The sequence below is a fragment of the Sorangium sp. So ce836 genome (genome assembly GCF_028553905.1).
GTDB lineage: Bacteria > Myxococcota_A > Polyangia > Polyangiales > Polyangiaceae > Sorangium > Sorangium cellulosum_D.
On the sequence record NZ_CP102233.1, the window covers coordinates 824,452 to 846,930 of the forward strand.

The 22,479-nt window shown below is 72.6% G+C and carries 15 protein-coding genes; 4 read left to right on the top strand and 11 right to left on the bottom strand.

Translation table 11 applies throughout. From position 1 onward, the window contains the following. Positions 1–142: 142 nt before the first annotated feature. Both NQZ70_RS03130 and NQZ70_RS03135 read right to left on the bottom strand, forming a co-directional pair. Positions 143–1,297 carry a CHAD domain-containing protein gene (locus NQZ70_RS03130; protein WP_129572897.1) on the bottom strand — a complete coding sequence of 385 codons (1,155 nt, stop codon included), beginning with the start codon at positions 1,295–1,297 and terminating at the stop codon, positions 143–145. Next, positions 1,294–2,886: a ribonuclease J gene (locus tag NQZ70_RS03135; RefSeq protein WP_237244974.1), complete on the bottom strand. Its 1,593-nt coding sequence runs from the start codon at positions 2,884–2,886 to the stop codon at positions 1,294–1,296. Before NQZ70_RS03135 ends, NQZ70_RS03130 begins: the two co-directional genes overlap by 4 nt. A gap of 432 nt (positions 2,887–3,318) precedes the next feature. Between NQZ70_RS03135 and sppA the strand changes: the two genes are divergently transcribed. The 3 genes from sppA (at position 3,319) to NQZ70_RS03150 (ending at position 9,810) form a co-directional block, all read left to right on the top strand. Next, a complete protein-coding gene (gene sppA / locus NQZ70_RS03140) occupies positions 3,319–5,106 on the top strand; it encodes a signal peptide peptidase SppA (protein WP_129572899.1) in 1,788 nt (595 codons plus the stop codon). Between the two features lie 580 nt (positions 5,107–5,686). Next, positions 5,687–9,100: a vitamin B12-dependent ribonucleotide reductase gene (locus NQZ70_RS03145; RefSeq protein WP_237244975.1), complete on the top strand. Its 3,414-nt coding sequence runs from the start codon at positions 5,687–5,689 to the stop codon at positions 9,098–9,100. 203 nt (positions 9,101–9,303) lie between these two features. Further along, positions 9,304–9,810 carry a hypothetical protein gene (locus NQZ70_RS03150; RefSeq protein WP_237244976.1) on the top strand — a complete coding sequence of 169 codons (507 nt, stop codon included), beginning with the start codon at positions 9,304–9,306 and terminating at the stop codon, positions 9,808–9,810. 139 nt (positions 9,811–9,949) lie between these two features. Here NQZ70_RS03150 and thiL read toward each other — a convergent pair whose 3' ends face one another. The 6 genes from thiL to NQZ70_RS03180 all read right to left on the bottom strand — a co-directional run bounded on the left by thiL (position 9,950) and on the right by NQZ70_RS03180 (position 17,337). Further along, complete coding sequence (gene thiL / locus NQZ70_RS03155) at positions 9,950–10,939, bottom strand: thiamine-phosphate kinase (protein WP_129572900.1); 990 nt, start codon at positions 10,937–10,939, stop codon at positions 9,950–9,952. Continuing rightward, on the bottom strand, positions 10,936–12,552 hold the full coding sequence (locus NQZ70_RS03160) for an ATP-binding protein (protein ID WP_129572901.1): 1,617 nt from the start codon (positions 12,550–12,552) through the stop codon (positions 10,936–10,938). Before NQZ70_RS03160 ends, thiL begins: the two co-directional genes overlap by 4 nt. Next, positions 12,549–13,277 carry an ATP/GTP-binding protein gene (locus NQZ70_RS03165; protein WP_020732588.1) on the bottom strand — a complete coding sequence of 243 codons (729 nt, stop codon included), beginning with the start codon at positions 13,275–13,277 and terminating at the stop codon, positions 12,549–12,551. Before NQZ70_RS03165 ends, NQZ70_RS03160 begins: the two co-directional genes overlap by 4 nt. 118 nt (positions 13,278–13,395) lie before the next feature. Further along, positions 13,396–15,213 (bottom strand): dynamin family protein, encoded by a 1,818-nt coding sequence (locus NQZ70_RS03170; protein ID WP_129572902.1) that lies wholly within the window; start codon positions 15,211–15,213, stop codon positions 13,396–13,398. Between the two features lie 47 nt (positions 15,214–15,260). Further along, a complete protein-coding gene (locus NQZ70_RS03175; RefSeq protein ID WP_237244977.1) occupies positions 15,261–16,154 on the bottom strand; it encodes a M48 family metallopeptidase in 894 nt (297 codons plus the stop codon). A 163-nt stretch (positions 16,155–16,317) separates the two neighbouring features. Then, a complete protein-coding gene (locus NQZ70_RS03180; protein ID WP_129572904.1) occupies positions 16,318–17,337 on the bottom strand; it encodes a homoserine kinase in 1,020 nt (339 codons plus the stop codon). A gap of 227 nt (positions 17,338–17,564) precedes the next feature. Here NQZ70_RS03180 and hflX point away from each other — a divergent pair, with 227 nt between their 5' ends. Next, positions 17,565–19,430, top strand: a complete 1,866-nt coding sequence (gene hflX / locus NQZ70_RS03185; protein ID WP_129572905.1) for a GTPase HflX — start codon at positions 17,565–17,567, stop codon at positions 19,428–19,430. 45 nt (positions 19,431–19,475) lie between these two features. On the opposite strand, the gene NQZ70_RS03190 is transcribed toward hflX, so the two are convergent. From NQZ70_RS03190 to NQZ70_RS03200, 3 genes are all read right to left on the bottom strand, one after another. After that, positions 19,476–20,426, bottom strand: coding sequence for a hypothetical protein (locus tag NQZ70_RS03190; RefSeq protein ID WP_129572906.1), 951 nt, complete (start codon positions 20,424–20,426; stop codon positions 19,476–19,478). 12 nt (positions 20,427–20,438) lie between these two features. After that, the gene (locus NQZ70_RS03195; protein ID WP_237244978.1) at positions 20,439–21,674 is read right to left on the bottom strand and encodes a PEGA domain-containing protein; all 1,236 of its coding nucleotides are present in this window, start codon (positions 21,672–21,674) and stop codon (positions 20,439–20,441) included. A gap of 148 nt (positions 21,675–21,822) precedes the next feature. Further along, complete coding sequence (locus tag NQZ70_RS03200; RefSeq protein WP_129572907.1) at positions 21,823–22,431, bottom strand: bifunctional precorrin-2 dehydrogenase/sirohydrochlorin ferrochelatase; 609 nt, start codon at positions 22,429–22,431, stop codon at positions 21,823–21,825. Positions 22,432–22,479: the final 48 nt, after the last annotated feature.

The following is a 22,479-nucleotide window of genomic DNA, read 5'->3' on the forward strand; positions in this document are numbered from 1 at the left end:
GCTTCGCCTCGATGAATGCAGCCACGGCGACGGTATCACGACCGCCTGCCGTCATGGCGAGCTCCGCGGCCGGCGAGGCCCGGCGCCCGTCCGCGGCCGTCTTGCTGCGGCGCTCCTTGCTGCACCGCGCCCGCGCGCCGCGTCACCCCGGCGGGGGCGCCGGAGGCGCGTCGGACCAGAGCGACGCGAGCGTATCGAGCTCCTGCGCGAGCTCTTCCGTCGCCTTGCCCGCGAGCCGCGCCCGCTCGGCGCCGAGCGCCTCGACGACGGCGGCGCGATCGTCGGGCGACAGCTCCTCCGCCTTCGTCATCTGCGCGACCGCCTCGTCGACGTCGTGCAGCTGGCCGAGGCGGCGCTGCAGGCGTGACGCCGATTTGGCGGTGCGCTCGGCGCGCTGTCCGAAGAGCGGCGAGAACGTCTCCGCGGAGTAGCGCAGCCGCTTGAAGCGGATCCGGAGCGCGTGCATGGCCGCGCCGTCGCTCGGATCGCTCGCCGCGAGCGCGCGCACGTCCTCCAAGGCGTCGCGGATCGCCCGCCGCGCGAGCGCCTCGGCGCCGCGCTTCTTCGCCCTCTTGCGCGAGATGCGCCGCTCGAGGCGCGCGAGGTACGGCTCCAGCCGGAGCCGCTTGCCCTTCGCCGGTGCGGCGGCCCGCGGCTCGTCCGCCTCGCCCACCACGGGCGCGGCGGCCCGCGGCTCGTCCGCCTCGCCCGCCGGCGCCGCGTCGGCCCGCGGCTCGTCCGCGTCTCCCGCTGGCGCATCGGCTCTCGGCGCGCCCCCGTCGCCCGGATGATCCCGCCGGAGCAGCGCGACGATGTGGGCCCTCGCCTCGTGCTCGCGGCGCGAGCGCTGCGCGACCCAGCCGGCGACGGCCGCCCGTGGCGCCTCGTCCAGATCGAGCGCGGTGAGCGTCTCGCGCAGCACCTCCTCGTCGCGCAGCGTCCCGGTTGTCCGCGCGAACTCCCGCAGCCCGTCGGCGATGGGGCGGATCCGCTTCCTGCCGTAGATGCGTCGCGCCGGCTTGAGCAGCGTCCGGAGCCGGCGGAGCGAGACCCGGAAGTCGTGCACCGCTTCCTCGTCCGGCTCGGCGCCGTGCGCGCTCGTGGCGACGACGCGCTGCGCATCGGCGCGCACGCTCTCGATGTGGGTGAGCAGCACTGGACCCAGGAAGTCCCGCGCCGAGAGCCTCGCCCCGTCGCCGCCGCCCTCCGGGGGCGCGCTCGCGTCGCCGCCGCCCTCCGGGGGCGCGCTCGCGTCGCCGCCGCCCTCCGGCGGCGCGCTCCCCTCGAGCGGCGTCACAGCCGCGTGAGCGCCACCGTCACCAGCGGTCGCCTCCCGAGCTTCGCCTCGATCGTCCGGCGCGCTGCGAGCCGGGCGACCTCGATGATGTCGTTGTCCCGGCGCCGCGCGCGCGGATCGCAGTCGTTCACCGCCTGCGCGACCGCGCGCGCCGCGGCCCTCAGCGCGCTGCCCTCGAGCTCCCCGGTGACCCCGCGGGCGACGACCTGCGGCGGCGCCGCGAGGGCGCCGTGCACGTCGACGACCAGCGACACGAAGGCCACCCCGGAGCGACCGAGGTTCGCGCGCTCCCGGAGGATCTCCTCGCCGAGCTCCTCGCCGCCCGCCGTCGCCACCCGGCCGGTCACGGCCCGGCCGCTCCGGCCGAGCGGCTGCGTCTTGCCGATCTCCACGACGTGGCCGTTCTCGGCGACGAGCACCTCGGCCACGCCGCGCTCCCGCGCCAGCGCCGCGTGCCGCGTCAGGTGGTGCAGCGCGCCGTGCACGGGGAGGAAGCTGCGCGGCTGGGTGAGATCGATCATGCGCTCCTGCTCCGTCCGGTGCGCGTGCCCGCTCGCGTGCACGCGCCGATCCGTCGACCACGTCACGAGCTCGACGCCGAGGCGGAGCAGCCCGGCCATCATATCGACGACCGGTCGATCGTTGCCAGGGATGACGCGGCTCGAGAGCACGACCCGATCCCCCTCTTCGAGGCGCAGCAGCGGGTGCGTCCCCGACGCAAACCGCGTCAGGGTGGAGGCCCGCTCGGCCTGGGTGCCGCTCGCGACCACGAGGAGCCGCTCGCGCGGCATGGAGGACGCGACCTCGGGCGGGACGAGCAGGTCGCTCGGCCACGGGAGCCGCCCCACGGCCTGCGCGGCGCGCACGTGCGTCTGCACGCTGCGGCCGAGGAGGCAGATCTTGCGGCGCGCGCGGACCGCGGCCTGACCGAGGGCGAGCAGGCGCTGGACGTTGGAGGCGAAGACGCCGACCACGACGCGCGCCGGCGCGGTCTCGACGAGCTCCGCGAGCGCGTGGGCGACGTCGCGCTCGCTCCCCGCCTCGCCGGGCGAGTCCACGTTCGTGCTGTCGGACAGGAGCAGCCGCACCCCGTCGTTGCCGAGCGCGCGGAAGCGGGCCTCGTCGGTCGGCTCGTTGTCGAGCGGCGTCGGGTCCAGCTTGAAGTCCCCGGTGTGGACGACGAGCCCCGCGGCCGTGTGGATCGCGAGCGCCGTGGCGTCGACGATGGAGTGCGTCACCCGGAGCGGCTCCACGACGAAGCCGCCGATCGCGACCTCGCGCCCGACCTGCGTCGGCAGGAGCCGCACCTTGTCCTCGAGCGCGTGCTCGGCGAGCCGGTAGCGCACGAGCTCCAGCGCGTGCGGCGGGCCCCAGACCGGGACGTCGAGGTGGCGCAGGAGGAAGGGCAGCCCGCCGATGTGGTCCTCGTGGCCGTGCGTCAGCACGACGCCGCGCACCCGCTCGCGCAGCGCGAGCACGTGATCGAAGCGCGGGTGGTACACGTCGACGCCGAGGTCCGAGCTCGGGAACGTCACCCCGCAGTCGATGAGCAGCAGGCCATCGGCTTGCTCGAGCGCGAGACAGTTCATCCCGACCTCGCCGAGCCCTCCGAGAGGCACGAGCCGCAGGGTGGACGGGGCTGGAGGGGGGAGCTGGCTCGGGGTGGGGGCGCTCTGCTCGGGATGCACGTTCGGTGATGGGGGTCTGCCACCCAGGGCGCCGGAGGCCTACGGCCCGCGGCTTGCTGAGCTGGTCTGTAAGAGAGAGGACGACGTCTTCAAGACCTAACCGACATCGGCTCGCCGTCCCCTTCGAAACTTCGAGCGACAGTGTAGCCACAGGGTGGCCCCTTGCGTCACGCTCTCTCTTTCCAGTGGCGGCGCGAGGCCTGGGGCCGCCGGCCTCGCGGGGCTCGCGCCGCGCGGCCCGGTCCCAGCGCACCTTGCCTTCTCCGCCGTCTCACCGCCGCCCGATGCCGGACCCCGAGCCGCCTTTCCCCTGAACGTTCCGAGGAGCCACCGGTGATCGCTGCCCTGCTCGTCAATCTCGTCCGCCTGCTGCTGCTCCCGGTGAGCGCGTTTCGCTGGGCGTTTGCTGCACCACGGGGCGGGTATGTCGTCCTCGAAATCGACGGCCGCGTGGTCGATCTTCAGCCGCCCCGGGTCCGCCTCGCCCTCTGGTGGCGTCCTCGGAAGAGGGCCCCGCTCTCGGTGGAGCGCGTCCGTGAGCTCGGCAAGCACCTGATGAAGGACCCGCGCCCGGCGGGGCTGCTGCTCCGGATGCGATCGGTCCACGCGGGGCCTGCGGTGCTCGCCTCGCTGCGGGACGCGCTCCTCGAGATCCGCGCGGGGGGCAGGGACATCGTGGCGTACCTGCCGATGGGCGCCGACAACGCGATGCTCCTGCTCGCCTCGGCGGCGCGCGCCATCGTCGTCGGGCCCGAGACGCTGGTGTCGCCGCTCGGGTTCGCGGTGGAGGGCCGCTACGTGCGCCGCGCGCTGGAGCGGGCCGGCGTCGAGCCCGAGGTGTTCGCGAAGGGCATGTACAAGAACGCCGGCGAGGTGCTCGTGCGCGACACGATGAGCGCCGCGCAGCGCGAGCAGGTCGGCGCCCTGCTCGACGCGCGCCTCGGCGACCTCGTCGCGGCGCTCGCCCAGGGGCGCCGCGTCGATCGCGAGATGGCCGCGCGCTGGATCGACGAGGCCCCCTACGGCGCGGAGCAGGCCGTGGCGCGGGGCATCATCGACGCGGTCGCGTACGAGGACGAGCTCGAGCACATGCTCGCGACGGGGCTGCTCCCGGGCACGACCGCGCCGCGCCGCGCCCAGGTCGGCGCCTCGGGCTCTGCGGGCGAGGGAGCCCTCGCCTCCGGCCGGCACGGGAGGAGCCGCCTCGTGGCTGCGGGCCGCTACCTGCGCGCGCGGCGCGCGCTCTCGCTGCGGCCGATGCTGCCGCGGCCCATCATCGGCGTCGTCGAGGTGCACGGCGCGATCGTCAACCGCGCCCACTTCCGGGGCGCCTCGCTCGCCAGCGAGGAGCGGCTCGTCGCGAGCCTGCGCGCGGCGCGGCAGAACCCGCGCATCCGGGGGGTCATCCTCCACATCGACTCGCCGGGCGGGTCTGCGCTCGCGTCCGACCGGATCCACCACGAGGTCACGCGGCTCGCGGAGGTGAAGCCGGTCGTGGCGTGCATGTCGAACGTGGCGGCGAGCGGCGGCTACTACGTGGCGGCGGCGGCGCACGCGATCGTCGCGCAGCCGCAGACGATCACGGGGAGCATCGGCGTGGTGTCGGCGCGCTTCGCGCTCGGCCCGCTGCTCGAGCGGCTCGGCGTCTCGACCGACGTCGTGAAGCGCGGCGCGCGGGCCGACCTGTTCTCCCCGTCGCGCAAGCTCGACGCGGGGGAGCGGGCGGTGATGGAGCGCGAGCTCGACGCGATCTACGCGACGTTCCTCCGGGTGGTCGCGCGCGGGCGGCGGCGCCCGGTCGAGGAGATCGAGCCGCTCGCGCAGGGGCGCGTCTACAGCGGCGCCGAGGCGCAGGCGCGCGGGCTCGTCGACATGCTCGGCGGGTTCGAGCGGGCGCTCCACGAGCTGCGCCAGATGATCGGGCCGAAGGCGGCGGCCATCGAGCCGGCGATCGTGCGCGCGTCGCGGTACATCCCGCCGCCGCCGCTGCTGCCGGCGCCGGTGCCGACGCTGCTCGAGCTCGTCGGGCTGCATGCGGTGGCGCAGGAGGCGGCGCTCGCGATCCACTGCCAGGGGGAGCGGGTGCTCGCGTACTGCGCGGAAGCGGCGGAGCTCGACTAGAGCAGCGACGGCTGCGGGAGGTGTGGGCGCGCGCCCCGCACGCACACACTCCCCGCCCGGCGCCTCAGGAGGGTCGATGGCCGAGCGGCCCGTCCCCGGCGCGCCCGCACTCCCACACCTCGCCCGGCTCTCCGGATTCTTTGAATCCCTTCCGGAAGGGGTCGGATTTTTGCGGGGGAAAGCTGTGCGTAATCTGTGCGCCCGGTGGGTAGCACCTGTTCAGAACTGATCAGAGATCGCGACGAATCCCGCGCCGAACGGACGAGACGCTATATGTGGGCCCTGATCGGCCCGGGATCCCAAGATGTAGCGGTTCTCCTTGACGCACGGACCGTTCGCGGGTTTGACTAGCCGGCGGTCAGGCGCTCCCGAATGTCGGCGCCCGCCTTTCAGGCATGGCACCTGGACCTATGCTCACTGGTCGGAAGACGGAACGTTTGAGCAGGTAGCAGGGGAGAAGCAAACGGGACCTGTGGAGATCCGAGGCGAATGAGCCTCCGGTGTTCTCCCGGGAACTATTTGTGCTTTCGGTACGATCCGAGTCACCGACCGGTGCGGTGGCTTACAGGAGGACTTGGAAATGGCCCAGTCGGCAGTTGTGGGTGACGGCGGTAAGCTACCCGCCGGGAACGGCAAGATGACGGCGCGGACGAAGGAAGATGCGGGGGCCCGTCCGGTGACCGGCGGGGCTGGCAGGGCGCAGGTCGACGGCGCGGCCGAGAAGAAGGCCGCGAAGAAGGGGGCCTCGCGCCCGCGCGGGCTCGGGTTCGAGCGGCGGTTCACGCACCGCGGCGCGGACCCGCTCGACGAGGTCACCTGGGAGCGCCGCTCGAGCGTCATCACCAACCCCGACGGCTCGGTCGTCTTCAAGATGGAAGGGGCCGAGATCCCCGCCGGCTGGTCGCAGCTCGCGACCGACATCGTCGTCTCCAAGTACTTCCGCAAGGCAGGGATCCACGGCAAGAAGGAGCTCGGCGAGACGAGCGTCCGCCAGGTCGTCCACCGGCTCGCGCGCACCATCCGCGAGGCGGGCGAGCACTTCGGCGGCTACTTCTCCTCCACGAAGGACGCGGACACCTTCGAGGCCGAGCTCGCGTACCTGCTCGTCCACCAGTACGGCGCGTTCAACTCGCCCGTGTGGTTCAACTGCGGGCTCTTCCACCGCTACGGCATCGAGGGGTCGGGCGGCAACTACGCCTGGAACGAGGCCTCCGCCGACGCGGGGAACGGGAGCGCCGTCGGGAAGGGCGCGTCCACGAGCCGGGCGAACGCGGCCGGCGCCGTCGACGAGATCGTCGAGACCCGGAACGCGTACGAGCGGCCGCAGTGCTCCGCGTGCTTCATCCAGTCGGTCCAGGACGACCTGATGAGCATCTACGACCTCGTCAAGGCCGAGGCCCGGCTGTTCAAGTACGGGTCGGGGACGGGGACGAACTTCAGCGCGATCCGCGGGAAGCAGGAGAAGCTCTCGGGCGGCGGGACGAGCTCGGGGCTCATGAGCTTCCTCGAGGTGTTCGACCGCGCCGCCGGCGCCACCAAGAGCGGCGGCACGACGCGGCGCGCCGCCAAGATGGTCTGCCTCGACATGGACCACCCGGAGATCGTCGACTTCATCCAGTGGAAGGTCCGCGAGGAGAAGAAGGCGATGGCGCTCATCTCCGCGGGGTACCCCTCCGACTTCAACGGCGAGGCGTACCACACGGTGAGCGGGCAGAACTCGAACAACTCGGTGCGCGTGAGCGACGAGTTCATGCGCGCTGCGGCGACGGGCGCGTCGTGGGAGACGCGCTCCCGGACGACCGGTGAGGTCGTCGACACCCTGAGCGCCAAGGACCTCTGGCGTCAGGTCGCCGAGGCGGCGTGGGGCTGCGCCGACCCGGGGGTGCAGTACGACACGACCATCAACCGCTGGCACACCTGCCCGAACACGGCGCGCATCAACGCCTCGAACCCGTGCTCCGAGTACATGTTCCTCGACGACTCGGCCTGCAACCTGTCGAGCCTCAACCTCACCCGGTTCCTCCGCGAGGACGGCTCGTTCGACATCGAGGGCTACCGCCACGCGGTGCGGGTGTTCTTCGTCGCGCAGGAGATCCTGGTCGACTTCTCGGCGTACCCCACCCGGAACATCGCGAAGAACTCGCACGACTACCGCCCGCTCGGGCTCGGTTACGCGAACCTCGGCACCCTGCTCATGCTGCAGGGCATCCCGTACGACTCCGACCAGGGCCGCGCGGTCGCGGGCGCGCTCACCGCGATCCTGTGCGGCCACGCGTACCGGGTCTCGGCCGAGATGGCCGCGGCGAAGGGGCCGTTCGCCGGGTTCGCGAGGAACCGCGAGCCGATGCTCCGGGTGATGGGCATGCACCGCGACGCCGCCTATGCGATCGATCGCGACCGCTGCCCGGAGTCGCTCTGGCGGGCGGCGTGCGCCGACTGGGACGAGGCGGTGCGGCTCGGGCAGGAGCACGGCTACCGCAACGCCCAGGCGACCGTGCTCGCCCCGACCGGCACCATCGGCCTGCTGATGGACTGCGACACGACGGGCATCGAGCCCGACTTCTCGCTCGTGAAGTTCAAGAAGCTCGCCGGCGGCGGCTACTTCAAGATCGTGAACCAGTCCGTCCCCGAGGCGCTCCGGCGGCTCGGCTACCCCGAGGCCGAGGTGCAGGAGATCGTCGCCTTCGTCTCCGGCACGAACACCCTCCTGGCGGCGCCGCACGTGAACCGGGCCTCGCTCAAGGCGCGGGGGCTCACGAACGACGACCTCGCGAAGGTCGAGGCCGCCATCCCCGGCGTCTTCGATCTGGATCTCGCCTTCGGCCCGTGGATCCTCGGCGAGGAGACCTACGACCGGCTCGGCGTCTCCAAGGAGTCGCGGGCGCGCTTCGGCTTCTCGCTGCTCCAGCACCTCGGCTTCTCGCCCGCGGAGATCGAGGAGGCGAACGAGACGATCATCGGCCGCATGACGGTGGAGGGCGCGCCGCACCTGCGCGAGGAGCACTACGCGGTGTTCGACTGCGCCAACCGCTGCGGCAAGAAGGGCCGGCGCTTCCTCGCGCCGATGGCGCACGTCCGGATGATGGCCGCGGCGCAGCCGTTCCTGTCCGGCGCGATCTCGAAGACGGTGAACCTGCCGAACGACGCGACGGTCGAGGACGTGCAGCGGATCTACGAGGAGGGGTGGCGCCTCGGGCTCAAGGCGGTCGCGCTCTACCGCGACGGCTGCAAGGCGTCGCAGCCGCTCTCGTCGACCTCGAGCTCGAGCGACAGCAAGGCGGACGCGAAGGGCAAGGCGGACAAGGCCGAGATCGCCGGGCCCGTGCTCCAGGCGGCGACGGCGCTGGCGCGCCCGCGCTCGCCCTCGGCGGCGGCGCCCGAGCGGTTCCGCCTGCCCAGGAAGCGCAAGGGCTTCACGCAGGAGGCGCGCGTCGGCGGGCACAAGATCTACCTCCGCACCGGCGAGTACGACGACGGGACGCTCGGCGAGATCTTCATCGACCTCCACAAGGAGGGGGCCGCGTTCCGCTCGATGATGAACTGCTTCGCGATGGCGGTGTCGATCGGGCTCCAGTACGGCGTGCCGCTCGAGACGTTCGTCGAGCAGTACACCTTCACCCGGTTCGAGCCGCAGGGCGTGGTCGAAGGGCACGACTACGTGAAGTTCTCGACGTCGATCGTGGACTATCTCTTCCGCGTGCTCGGGGTCGAGTACCTGAACCGCTACGATCTCGCCCACGTGCAGCCGGTCACCTCGGCCATGGAGGATCCGGTCGAGTCGCGGGCCCAGGAGAGCGGCGTGGCGTCGTTCACGCAGGGCTCCTCGGCGTCGGCGCTGCCCGACGGCGGCGGACGGGCGGCGAGCGCGCTCGACGCGCAGCTCGAGGACATGATGGGCGACGCGCCGGTCTGCGACGGCTGCGGGCACATCACCGTGCGCAACGGGGCCTGCTACAAGTGCCTCAACTGCGGCAACAGCATGGGTTGCAGCTGAAGAGCGATGGGCGGGGGGGATGCGGGAGGGCTGGCGGGGGGCCCCTCCCACGAACTCGCGCCTCTTGGCGGCTATGGCCTCCTGAACCGGTGAGATGGGGCTGGAAGGCCCCGCTGCGCGCGAGGTCTGCGGGGACGTCCGGACGCGGTTCTACTTTGTCGGCCCGATGGCTGTGCTCCGCGAAGCTTTGTAGAAGACGAGGCATGATCCGGTCGCGCTCGTCCATGGCCTTCGTCGTCCTCACCTGCGGCATCCTGTCCAGCGCCTGCCAGAAAGAAGAAGCAGAGCCGGAGACGATCCCCGCGCCCGCGCAAACGGTCGCGCCGGTGGCCGCCGATCCGGTGCCCGCTGCGACGCCGGATCCGACGCCCGCTGCAACCCAGGGACCCTCCGCAGCGGCCTCCGCCGAGCCCGCGGCAGCCGCCGCAGATACAGACGCGGGGGCGGCGACGGCTGAGGCCGAGCCGGCGGCGGGGGCGGGGACCTCCCGCGGGGGAGGCGCCTCCATCCAGGCGTGCTGCACGGCGCTCCACGCCGTCGCCACCAAGTCGGGCAAGTCGCCGGAGGCCAAGTCGAAGGCGGCGACGGCATCCCATCTCTGCGCCGGGATCGAGAAGCTCGTGAAGAGCGGAAAGACCCCGCGCGCCAAGGCGCTCACCCAGATCCGAGCGAGCCTCGGCGGAACCACGCCGCCCGCCGAGTGCAACTGAGCCAGGGCGGCCAGCGCGCTCGCGAGCGCCGCGGACGCGATGTGGAGAGCCCCAGGCGCGCTCGCGAGCGCCGCGAGCTGCTCAGAACAGGCCACCAGCCCGGAGCAGCCGCTCCGCCGAGCACCGTCCGTCACGCGGCTCAGGCGAAGTGGTCGTACCCCCGCGCCACGAGGCTCGTGAGCTGCCCGTCGGGCCCGAGCAGCGCCACGTCGCTCGCGCCCTCCTCCCGCGGCGCGCAGCGGCCGATCGCCACGAAGCCGGGGAGCGCCCCGACGTCGGGGCCCGCGACGGCCAACGCGTAGTCCTCGCCGCCGTAGAGCGCGAGCTCCAGCGCATCGGCGCCGAGCAGCGCGGCGGCCTCGCGGAGCTCGGCGCTCACGAGCGCCCCGGGGTCGAGCAGCACGCGCACGCCGCTCGCGGCCGCGAGGTGCGCGAGATCCGCGGCGAGGCCGTCGGAGATGTCGATCGCCGCGCGGGCGACCGCGGCCGCGCGGAGGCCCGCCTCGATGCGGGCCTCCGGCCGGCGGAACGCCCGGATCGCCGGGGCGGCCGCCGCGCCGGCCGGCGAGAGGCGCCGGTCGAGCAGCGCGAACCCCGCCGCGGCGAGGCCGACCGGCCCCGCCAGCGCGAGCGCGTCGCCGGGGCGCGCGCCGTCGCGCCGGAGCGGCGCGGCCGCGGCGCCGAGCGCCGTCGTGGTGATCGAGATCTCTCCGCCCCGCGAGAGGTTGCCGCCGACGATCGCCGCGCCGATCTCGTCGCACGCGGCGCGCTGGCCCGCGGCGATGGCGCCGACATCGTCGTCGCTCACGTCCGGAGGCAACACCAGCGCGGCGAGCAGGCCGAGCGGGCGCGCCCCCATCGCGGCGAGATCGCTCGCCGCGGCCATCGTCGCCCGGTAGCCGAGGTCCTCGAAGCTCAGGAGATCGCGCCGGAAATGCACGCCCTCGACGGCGCTGTCGACCGTCCAGACGAGCGGCGCCGCGCCGCCAGGGAGCGCCCCGCCCTGCGGAGCCACGGGCGCGAGGATCGCGGCGTCGTCGCCGATGCCGCAGAGCACGTGCTCGCCGGCCGCGCCGCCGAGCACGGCGCGCAGCAGCTCGATGCGCGTCCACTCGGAGCGCCCGCTCATTGGAAGATCGGCGGCACGAGGCTGTTCGACGACGAGCCGGCGACCGTGGGCAGCTTGACCACGAACACGGTGCCGCGCGGCTCGTTCGGCTCGATGCGGACCGTGCCGCTGTGCGCCTCGACCAGTCGCTTGACGATCGAGAGGCCGAGGCCCGTGCCGCCGTGCTCCCGGGTCGAGCTCTGATCGATCTGGTAGAACGGATCGAACACCTTCAGCCGCTCGCCGGCAGGAATGCCGATGCCCGTGTCCACGACGCGGATCTCGACCGCCTGCTGGAGCGGCGCGACCAGCACCAGCCCGGGGAGATCGTCCGTGTCCTCGCTCACGGCGCGGGCGACGAGCTGCACCTCGCCCCCCGCCTCGGTGAACTTCACCGCGTTCTCGACGAGGTTGACGAAGACCTGGCGCAGCCGGTCGCTGTCCCCGAGCACCGGCGGGAGATCGCTCTCGGCGTGGATCCGGAGCTCGACGCCCTTCTTCGAGGCGGCCGGCGCCATCGTCGACGCCGCCTCCACGAGCACCGGGCCGACCGCCACCTCGGTGCGGTGCACGATCAGCGTGCCGCTCTCCAGCTTCGAGAGATCGAGGAGGCTCATGATGAGCCCGAGCAGCTGCTCGCTCTTCGACCGGATCGTGTCGATGAACTCGCGCTGCTCGCCCGTCAGCGGGCCGCCGATGCCCTCGGCGAGCATCTCGCTGTAGCCCATGATCGACGTGAGCGGGGTCCGGAGCTCGTGCGACACCGTGGCGAGGAAGTTCGACTTGAGCCGATCGAGCTCCTTCAGCCGCTCGTACGCCTGCTCCAGCTCGGCGTTCTTCTGCGAGAGCTCTCGGAAGCTCTCGCGGATCGACGCGACGTGCATCGTCGACGTGAGGAGCGACTTGTGCCCGCTGAACAGGATGAGATCGAGGACGGCGCGGAGGTGATCCGCGATCTGGCCGAGCCGCTCCGGCCGGAGCCTCGGCAGCGGCGGCAGCCCCTCCGCCGCGCGCGCCTGCCCGAGCTGCGCCGCCGCGGCGAGCTCCGCAGCGGGGGGCGCGTCGAGGCCCTCGGGCAGGTACGGGCCGAGGATCGACCGGCCGATCGCGCGGCCGTCGTACTCGATCGGGAACACCTGGTAGAGCGCGCCGGGGAAGCGGGGATCCGCGAGCTCGCCGCCGGCCGCCGGGCCGCGCCGCTGCGCCCGATCCGGAGGCGGCGCGCCGGTCCGCTGGGTCTCCTGCGCGTCGCCGGCAGGGCCGCTCGGCGACGCGAGCGACGCGGGCGGCGCGAGCGCGCCGGCCTCCGCGAGCGTCGCGCCGCCGATCGACTGGATGCGGATGGGCAGCCCGAACAGCTCGTGGAACGACGTCGCCATCTCGCCGAGGGCCTGGCGATCGACGAGATCCTCGAGCGAGAGCGGGCCGATGCCGACCAGATCGACGACCGGCGCGGCCGCGGGGGGCGGCAGCGTCGAGGGCTCGGGCGCGCTCGCCGCGCCGTCGCGCTTCGAGGAGCTGGGCGCGTCCGCGACGCGCGCCGACGGCATCGGCGCGGAGCTCGGCACATGGAGGAGGTCCTCGTCGTCGAGGCCGAAGTCAGCCGGCGTCCCCTTGTGGGCGTCGGGCCTCATGGAACGATCCGGGAGCTCTTCTCGAAGCTGCCGCCCATACGCCTCGCCAGGAGTTCGCCCACCGAGCTCGTCACCCCGAGCTGGCGCGCCGCGCTGTTCAGGAGCTCCTCGCCGCTGATCGACAGCCGCTTCGAGAGCTGGTGCGTCTGATCGAGCGTCTCCCACGTGAGGTGGAGCAGGCCCATGAACGTCTCCACCGTGCCCATGCCGCGGGTCGCGATGGCCCGGTACACCGGCTCCTTGCCCCGCGCGGCGAGCCGCGCCAGCTCCTCGTCGCTCCGGATATCGGGGAGGTCGCGCTTGTTGAACTGGATGACGAGCGGCATCCGCGCGAGATCCAGGCCGTTCTCCCGCAGGTTCTGGCGGAGGTCGAAGAACGCCTCGGCGTTGCGCTGCGTCTCCGTGATCTGCGAGTCGGCGATCAGCGCGACCCCGTCCGCGCCCTGGAGCACGAGCCGCCGCGTGGCGGCGTGCATCGGCTGGCCGGGCACGGTGAACAGCTTGATGCGGAGCGAGACGTCGCCGTCCTTCGCGCGGAAGGTGAGCGGCAGGAGATCGAAGAACAGCGTGCGATCGTCCTGCGTTTCGAGCGTCATCAGGCGTCCGCGAGCGTCCGACCCGGCGAGCCCGTGCAGCGAGACGAGGTTCGTCGTCTTGCCGCTGAGCGCCGGGCCGTAATAGACGAGCTTGATCGTCACTTCACGGGCTGCGAAGTCGAGCTGCACGGCCGCATTCTCGCATGAGCGCCGGACGGTTGGATATGGCCACGGCGCCCGGCCGAGGGGGCCGGGCCGGGCGGCGCCTCCCCCCGTGTCAGGAGGCGTGCGCTCGCTCAAGCCGAGTTCAGGCCGAGCCGCCGGGCGCGTTGGGCACGCTGGACACGGGCGGGGGGATCGGCTTGCTCTCGCCGTTCTCGACGGTCCAGAGCGCGCTGCGCAGCCCCTCGAGGCGGGCCGTCAGCGCCTTGAGCGCCTCCGCCTGGTCGTCGCACGCCCTGAGCTGGCTCTCGCTGCTCGGCTCGGCGCGGACCCGCTCCTCGCGGGCCGCCTTGAGCACCTCGATGACCTCCCGGTGCAGCTCCTGGCCGGCCGTGACCACCCACGCGTCGAGGCGGCTCGCGAACTCCTGGATCATCTCGTCGAGCTTCGGCCCGATCCGGGTGGCGGCCTCGCGCAGGGCGTTCGGCGCCATCTCCTTCGCCTTCTTGCGGGTCTCGGCCTCGACCTTCTCCTTCACGTACACGGCCAGGACCGGCGCCGCGAGCGCCAGGATCCCGCCGAGCAGGGCGTTCGTGAACATGACGCCGAGGCCGATCGTGAAGAGCGCGAAGACCCCGACGTCGTAGCCGAACGTGTCGACCTCGACGTTCGGCGTCTTCACGTCGCCCCCGAGCGCCTCGCTGACCCGCTTGGCCACGTCGTGCGCGTCCTCGCGGACGAGCGCGATCGTCTTCTCGGCGAGCGTCTCGAGCGCCGTGGCGATCTCCTTCGTCTCGGCCTGCGCCCATTCCGCGAAGGTGCGCTCCAGGAAGGCGCCGAGGTAGACCTTGATCTCGTCGGTGTGGGCCTCGTCGATGATCGCCGGCAGCTGCCGGAGCACGTCGTCGACGAAGCGGTCCAGGTCGCGGCGCACCCACGCCCGGATGGCGCTCACCTCCTCGCGGATGCCGGCGCGCCGCTCCTCGATGGTGCGCGACTGGCCGGCCAGGTCCTTCTCGATCATCTCGATGCGGCGGCTGAGCTCGTCGCGCGACATCGCGGTCGCCCGCCGCCGCGCGTCCACGCCCTTGCCGAGCAGCCGCGCGGACTCCAGGCCCTCGCCGAGCGCGTTGTCGAGGAGGATGCGCCCGCGCTCCTCGGCGAGGAACCGGGTCAGGTGATCGAGCAGCTCCGGCATGCCGCTGCCGGCCCGGTCGCCCTCCAGCTCCCGCTCGCTCGAGATCGGGAACACCACCGGCGATTTCACGAGCTTGCCGAGCTCGCCCCGGATGTAGGCGAGCGCCTCGGCCTCCTCGTCGTGGCTCCAGATGTCGCGCTTCGTCACGACGAAGAGGATCTTGTCGCGGGACTGCCCGAGCAGCTTGTCCTGGAGGAAGACGCGCTCGCTCTCCTTGAGCGGCTGGCCGGCGTCGATGAGGAACAGCACGGCGTCGGACCGCGGGATGTAGCTGTAGGTGATGTCCGCGCGCTGCAGCGAGAGGTCGTTCACCCCGGGGGTGTCGACGAGGACGACGCGCTCGCGCAGGAGCTCGGCCGGGTACCCCACCTCGAGGAACTTGACCTCGCCGGCGCTCGACGAGCGCTCCCCGCCGACGGTGAAGGCCCGCACGTCCTCGAAGGGCAGGCCCGCGCGCTCTCCCGACGCGTAGACCACCTCGGCGCGCGGCTCGGCCGCGTACTCGAGGTGGTGGATCACCGCCGTCGTGGGCGTCACGCCGACGGGGAGGATCGAGGCGCCGAGCAGGGCGTTCACGAAGGTCGTCTTGCCGTGGTTGAACTCGCCGACCACGACGAGGTGGAACCTGTCGGCCTCGAGCTTCTTCACGAGATCGTTCGTGATGCGCGTCCCGACGCTCTTCGCGCCGAGGCCCTCGGCGAACTCCGCGAGCTCCCGGAGCGCCCCGGTCACGTCGTCTTTGCGGCTGTGGAAGGATTCGAGCATGTGCGTTGACCTCGGCCTTGGGTCGGTAGCCAGGAGGAGCGAGCCCCTCAGCCCCAGATCTTGATGACTTCGTGCACCTTCTCGTCGACCTCCTCCATCGAGAGGCCGCCCGCGCCGAGCCCGGCGTGGCGCTGGTAAAGCTCGCTCTCGGCGAAGGCCCGGAGCGCCAGGACGCGCTTCGGCAGCCACGGGTGGCTGGCCGTGAACTCGGCGAACCGGCCGATGCCGCCCTTGCCCTCGTCGTGCTGGGCGATGAACGCCTCGAGGTTCAGCTCCTCGTAGAGCTTTGTCGAGCCGAGCGCGAGCTTGGTGAGCGCGCGCGTCGAGACGTCGAGGCTCTTCGCGCAGAGCAGGCCGGCGCGGTCGCAGGTGACCTCGGCCCGGCGCGACCAGCCGGAGAGCGCGAGCATCGCCGGGCCGACGATCCACTTCACGAAGACCGACGCCATCCGCGTCAGGTAGTGCATCGCGGTCAGATAGACGACGTGGCTGTTGTGGATGTGGCCGCACTCGTGGCCGATGACGCTGAGCAGCTCGTCGTCGGTGAAATGGTCGACGAGCGCCGAGTGCACCATGATGAACGAGTCGTCGTTCGTGCCGTAGGTGGCCGCGTTGAGGGTGGGGCTGTTGACGATGTAGAGCGTCGGGGTCGCGATCCCGAGCGTCTCGGCGCAGTGGACCGCGAGCTTGTGGACGCGCGGGAACTGCGCGGGGCCGACCTTCACGGCGTGGCCGAGGAGCTCGTTCTTGCCGACCGTCTTGAACAGCCTGACCGCGGCGGTCACGGCGAGCTCGACCGGACGCATCTTCTCGAACGCGAGCCGCGTGTTCTTATCGGACACGTAGGCGTACGCGTTGCCGGCGCCGTCCCCGCCGCCCGCGCGCTGGCCCTTCCGTCTCTCGATGAAGCCCTTGAAATCGAGCGTTCCGACCTGTGCCATCCGGCGAAGGTAACGGTCGGGCCGCGGGCGCGCAACGCCGCCCTCGCCCGGCGCCGTGAACTTCACGCAAAATCACGAGGCGACCATCGCGCACACCCGAATCGGACGCGAGCGGACGAGAGCGGGCGCAACACAGGCGCGGTCATGACGCGAGCGGTCGCGATCAGACGCGCAGCAGCGCGAGGAGCCCCTCCGGGCCGAGGCGCTCGATCGTCCGTTGCCGCGCGAGGAAGCGCCGGAAATCCTTGTAGACGCCGCTGCCCTTCGGGCGGAGCTCGAAGTCGGTGATCCGCGTGATGGAGAACCGCAGCGCCGCGACCAAGCTCTCGTGGAATAGCCGGCCGCGCTCCTCCGTTGAGAGCGGCCGCACCGACGTGTAGCCGGCGGCGAGCGCGGCCGCGAGGTCGGGGTCGAGGTCGTCGCCGTAGCACCACGCCAGCATCGTGACGGCGAGATCGAAGGCGGCGCTGCCGCGCGAGGCGCTCTCGAAGTCGAGCAGCGCCGAGATTTCGCCGCCCTGCCACAGCACGTTGTCGCGGAAGAGATCGCCGTGGATCAGCGTCTCGGGCCCGGGCGCCCGCGGCGCCGAGGCGCGGATCCGCTGGAGCCGGCCGGTGAGCTCGTCCACCGCGGCGGCCACGTCGGGCGGGAGGGCCGCGGCGGCCTCGCCGGTAGGGCGCGCGGGCGCGCGGAGGCCCTGGAGCCGCTGGTCGAGGCTGTCGAGGTCGAACCGGCTCGCGTTCGCCCCCTCGAACGACGCGCCGACGACGTGGACCCGCGCCAGTGCCGCGCCGACGCGTCGGGCCGCGTCGGGCGTGACGCGCGCCTGGCAGAGCGAGTCGCCCGCGACCCACGGGAACAGCGCGACCGGCTTGCCGGCGTGCTCTGCAATGAACGCGGTGTGCTCCGACCCGGACATTCCATCCTGGCGCCGGAGCGGCTGCGGCGTGGCCACGCCGCCGGCCGCGAGGTGCGCCAGCATGCGCGCCTCGCGCGAGGCGGCGCCGAGCTGCTGCTCCTCGTAGATGCGCAGGAAGACCTGCCCGCGACCGTCGGCGAGCGTCAGCGCGAAGTTCGAGTTCACGCTCCCGGCGAGGAGGCCGCGGACGTCGGCGACCTCGAGGCCGTAGAGCGCGCCGATGCGGCGGGCATCTGCGAGCGAGAGGGGGGTCAGGATGGCCATCGTGGGCAGCGTTGCCACGGCTCGGCCGCGGCCTCTACAGGAACGTGGAGGCGCGCGCGGGCGGGAGACGCGAAGCGCGGGGAAGGGGACGCTGGAAGGGGAGGGGGAGATGGAGGCGAGCGACGAGAAAAGGCGCGAACCACGCGAGATCCGCGGCGGACCAGGTCGCGGACCGGCCCTGCGTGCGTTATGAATGAGCGGGAGCAACACTCCCCTTCGACCATCGAATGCCCACCCTCTACGGAAACACCACCGGACTCAGCCCCCTCGCCACCAAGACTCTCGAGCGCATCTACCGCCGTAAGGTCCCGCTCGCCAGCATCGCCACGCCCGAGCTCATCAAGGCGCTCGCCGAAGCGTCGCACGAGACGGGGCGCCAGGTCGGCGCCCTGGTCCACCGCTCGGGCGAGATCGATTACGTCGTCGTCGGCGACGCGACCCGGCTGATGCTGCCCGACATCGGGCGCCTCCGCGCCGCGCAGGGGCGCTTCAGGGCGCTCCGGCTCGTCCACACGCACCTCTTCAACGAGCCGCTCACGCGGGACGACCTCGTCGACCTCGTCCGCCTCCGGCTCGATCTGATCGCGGCCGTGCAGCTCTCCCCGCAGGGAGAGCCGCGGACCCTCCAGTACGCGTACAACGTGCCGGTCCACGGGAAGGGAGCGGTCACGGTGACCGTGGACGACGAGGGCGGCGACGGCCGCGGGAAGGCGGAGCTGCCGTACCGGACCGTGGGCCCCGTCGCGGTCGGCCGCGCCGACGTCGATTTCGGCGCGCTCATCCAGGCGCTCGAGGACGAGTTCGCGAAGCGCTCGCGCACGCGATCGGTCTCGGCCAAGGACGGCCGGGCGATCCTCGTGCACGTCGCCGAGAAGGCCAAGGCGGGCGCGCTCGCGCGGGCCGAGGAGAGCCTGCGCGAGCTGACCGAGCTCGCCGGGACCGCCGGCGTCGACGTCGCGGACACGGTCCTCCAGCTGCGCGACCGCATCGATCCGCGGCTCGTGCTCGGCAAGGGGAAGCTCGACGAGGTCGTGCTGCGCGCCTCGGAGCTCGACGCGGAGACGCTGGTCTTCGACCGGGATCTCACCCCGTCGCAGGCGTCGGCGATCGCGAAGCACACGGACCTCAAGGTGCTCGATCGGACGCAGCTCATCCTCGACATCTTCGCCCAGCGCGCAGAGTCGTCGGACGGCAAGCTCCAGGTCGAGCTGGCCCAGCTGAAGTACACGCTCCCGCGCCTCGGGCAGAAGGACGACTCCCTGTCCCGCCTGACCGGCGGCATCGGGGGGCGCGGTCCCGGCGAGACGAAGCTCGAGATCGGGCGCCGCCGCGCGAAGGAGCGCGTCAGCTTCCTGGAGGCGCAGCTGAAGCGGCTCTCCCGGCAGCGCGAGCAGCGCCGCCGGCGCCGCGCCCGGCTCGGCGTGCCGGTGGTCTCGATCGTGGGCTACACGAACGCCGGCAAGAGCACGCTGCTGAACACGCTGACCGGCGCCGACGTGCTCGCCGAGAACAAGCTGTTCGCGACGCTCGACACCCGCTCGCGGCGGCTGCGCTTCCCCGAGGAGCGCGAGGTGGTGATCACCGACACGGTCGGCTTCATCCGGGAGCTCCCGAAGGACCTGTTCGCCGCCTTCCGGGCGACGTTCGAGGAGGCCGCCGACGCCGACCTCCTGCTCCACGTCGTGGACGCGAGCGATCCCGCGCGCGATCAGCACATCGAGACGACCGAGGCGCTCTTGACCGAGCTCGATCTCATCGGCATCCCGCGCATCCTCGTGTTCAACAAGGCGGACCTGATCGCCCCGGAGGAGGGGCGGCGGCTGCTGCTCGGGCACCCGGACGCGGTGCTCCTGTCCGCCACGGACCGGGAGACGACGCGAGAGCTGCTCGCGAAGCTCGCGGATCGGCTCAAGAGCCGCTGGGAGGAGGCCGCGACGGTGCCCGCCTACGAGGCGGAGGCCGAAGGCGGCGAGCCGGAGGAGGACGGCGGCCTGTTCGACGGGGAAGCCGAGTCGATGACGGTGCTCGGCCCGACCTCCGGCGCCGGGGCCGAGGCGAGCAGCGCGCGCGCGCGAGGGACGTTCGGGGCGTGAGCTCCGCCGGGCTCCGCGGGGAGCCCGGCGGGAGCCGGGGAGAGCTCAGGGATCCGGGGTCGCGATCTCGTCGCAGGTGAAGACGGTGCCGAGGCAGTTGCCGCTCGCGCACTCGTCGTCCGTGGCGCACCTCTGGCCTTCCGCCAGCTTGCAAGCGCCCTCGCCGTCGCAGACGTTGATGTCGCTGCAGTCCATCCCGTCCTCGGCGCCGAGCGGGACGTTCGAGCACGTGCCCGCCGACCCCTCGACGTTGCAGGCCTGGCAAGCCGAGTCGCAGGCGGTGTCGCAGCAGACGCCGTCGACGCAGATCCCGCTGCCGCAGTCGGCCGCGTCCGTGCATTCCTGACCGTTCGCGGCCTTGCACTCGCCCGCGGCGTCGCACGCCTGGTCGTCCTCGCAGCCGAGGCCCGGCGTGCCCGCCGGGGCCAGCGAGCAGGTCTCCCCATCGCAGACGTGGCACTTGGCGCACTGCGTGTCCTCCGAGCACTCGGAGAAGCACGCGTTCGCCTCCGGATCGCAGGCGAACGTCTCGCACGACGTCTCCTCGCCGGGCGCGCACTCCACGCTCGTCCCGTCGCAGGTGCCGCGGGCCGTCTGGACGCCCTCGGAGCACGTCGCCTCGCCGCACTCGGACTCGGCCTTCGAGGGGCCGCACGAGCCGTCCTCTTCGCCCGACTCCTTGAGAGCGGCGGTGCAGGCGTCGCATTCCGCGCCGCACGCGGCGTTGCAGCAGACGCCGTCGGCGCAGAAGCCGCTCGCGCAGTCCTCTTTCGCCGTGCACGCCTTGGCGAGCTCGCACTGCGGGCAGGTGGGGCCGCCGCAGTCGATGTCGGTCTCGTCGCCGTTCTTCGTGCCGTCAGCACACCCGTCGGTGACGCCGTCGTCCCCGGGGATGCGCGAGCGGTCGACCGTGGCGATGAGCTCGCAGCCCATCCCGAGGGTCGAGAGCGCGCCGGCGCAGAGCGCCATCGCGAGAAGGTACTGGTTCTTCCACATGGTGTAGTCCCCTTAGAAGGTAAACCGCGCGGCGGCGCCGCCGCCTGTCGGGCTGACGTACGGAGTGACGAACGCCTTCTTCTTCGCGCTCGCAGCAGCGGCCTTCGGCTCGGCAGGCGCGTCATCGGTGAGGAGCAGGACCGCGCCGGTGACGCCGAACGTGAGCGCCACCGCGAAGGACATGTCCGAGATGAGCGCGAAGCGGTCGACGCGATCCGCGTTCTTCGTCGTCGGCTGCTCGTCGAAGTCGCCCTTCGCGCCGAGCGCCTGGATGCCGAAGATCGTCCCGACGACGACGCCGGCGCCGGCGAGCCCGAGGGTCACGTAGGCCGGCACCGGGGAGCGCGGCTCGGTCACCGGCGCAGGCGGCGGCGGCTGCGCCGGGGGCACCTCGGCGGCCGGCGGCGGGGCCGGGGGCTGCGCCGGCGTCGCGGCGACCGGCTCCGGCGGCTTGGGCGTCAGCGCCACGCTGACCTCGCGCGCCTCGGCGAAGGTGACCTCGAGCTCCTGGCTCGCGTCGGCGAACCCCTCGGCCGAGACGGTGAGGGTGTGCTTGCCGGGCGGGACCGAGAGCTCAGTGCCCGTCTGGGCCACGCCGTCGATCGCGATCTTGAGGCCTGGCGGCGCCTCCGGAACGGTCGCGACCTTCACCTTGGCCGGCGTCTTCTTCAGGGCCTCGACGCGCCCCTGCGCCTCGGTGATCTTGTCCTTGAACTTCTCCGCGTCCGGCTTCGAGTCGAGGAACGCCTGCCACGCCGCGACCGACTCGGCCGCGAGCCCCTGCTTGTCGAGCGAGAGGGCGAGCTTGTACTTCGGCGCGGCGCCGGGCACGTGCTCGTCCGCCTGGCGGTACAGGTCGGCCGCGACGGCGTACTCGCCCTTCTCGAACCTGGCCTCGGCTTCCTTGTAGAGCTTCTTCGCCTCTTCCTTCTTCTGTTTCTCCGTCAGCGGCTTCTTCGGCTTGGTGGTGGTCACCTTCGCCGCGGGCTCGGCGGTCTTTCCGGGCGCTGCCGTCGCGGGCGTACCGGCGGCGGGCGGCGTGGCGCCGGCGGCGGGCGGCGTGGCGCCGGCGGCGGGCGGCGTGGCGCCGGGCGCCGGCGCGGCCCCGGCGGGCGCCTGCGCGGCCGGCTTGCCCGCCGGAGGCGGCGCCGTCTGCGCAGATACCGGGCTGACGTTCGTCAGCGTCAGGAGCCCAGAGACCATCGCCGCCGAGGTCAACATCGTCAGCCGGCCCGATCGTGAACGCATACCGTAAGCCCTCCTCCGCGGATAGTGTCGCGTGGGCGCCCACTTAAGCCTTGAAGGCCGCTTTACACAAGGGTTTTCGCGTCCATCGGGGGACCGCGCGCCCCCTCGTTCGCGGCGCCCCCGGCCCGGCCCGCGGCATCTCCGGACATCAAGGCTCGTCGCCGCGCTCCACCCATGCAGGGAACCGCAGCCTCGCCTCCACGCCGAAGCCCGAGGTGGCCTTCCGCATGCGCGCGGCCCGCTCGGCGCCCCGCGGGAGGCTCTCGCGGAGCCGCCGCAGCGCCTCGATGTAGCGCGCGAACCGGGGATCCGAGAAGAGCGCGCTGAGATCCTCCCGGATGCGCCGTATCGTCCCCGGGCTGACGCCGTGGCTGCTGAAGCTCATGGTCAGTCCGGAGGCGGAGACCACCGAAGGGTTGGCGAAGCTCGACACCTCCGGGCGATCCAGCGTGCAGACGAGTCGCCCGGCGTCCGCGAGCTCGCGGTAGAGGCGTCGCGAGAGCGCGTCGTCGCCCGGCGCGAGGAACACGATCGCCGCGCCGGCGAGGTCGCCGTCCGCGAACGGCCGCCGGTGCAGCTCGAGCCGCCCTTCCTGGGCGGCGCGCTCGATCGACGCGTCGACCTGCCCCGGCGCCACGACGGAGACGCGGGCGCCCGCCGCGAGGAGCCGCTCCACGGTGTAGGGCACCTCGCCGTCGGCGCCGATGACGAGGGCCCGCCGGCCGTTGAGGTCGAGCGCGATGGGAAAGAGGCGCATGGGGGTGGAGTAGACACGAACCGGGGCTGGCCGCGCAGCGATTGTCGA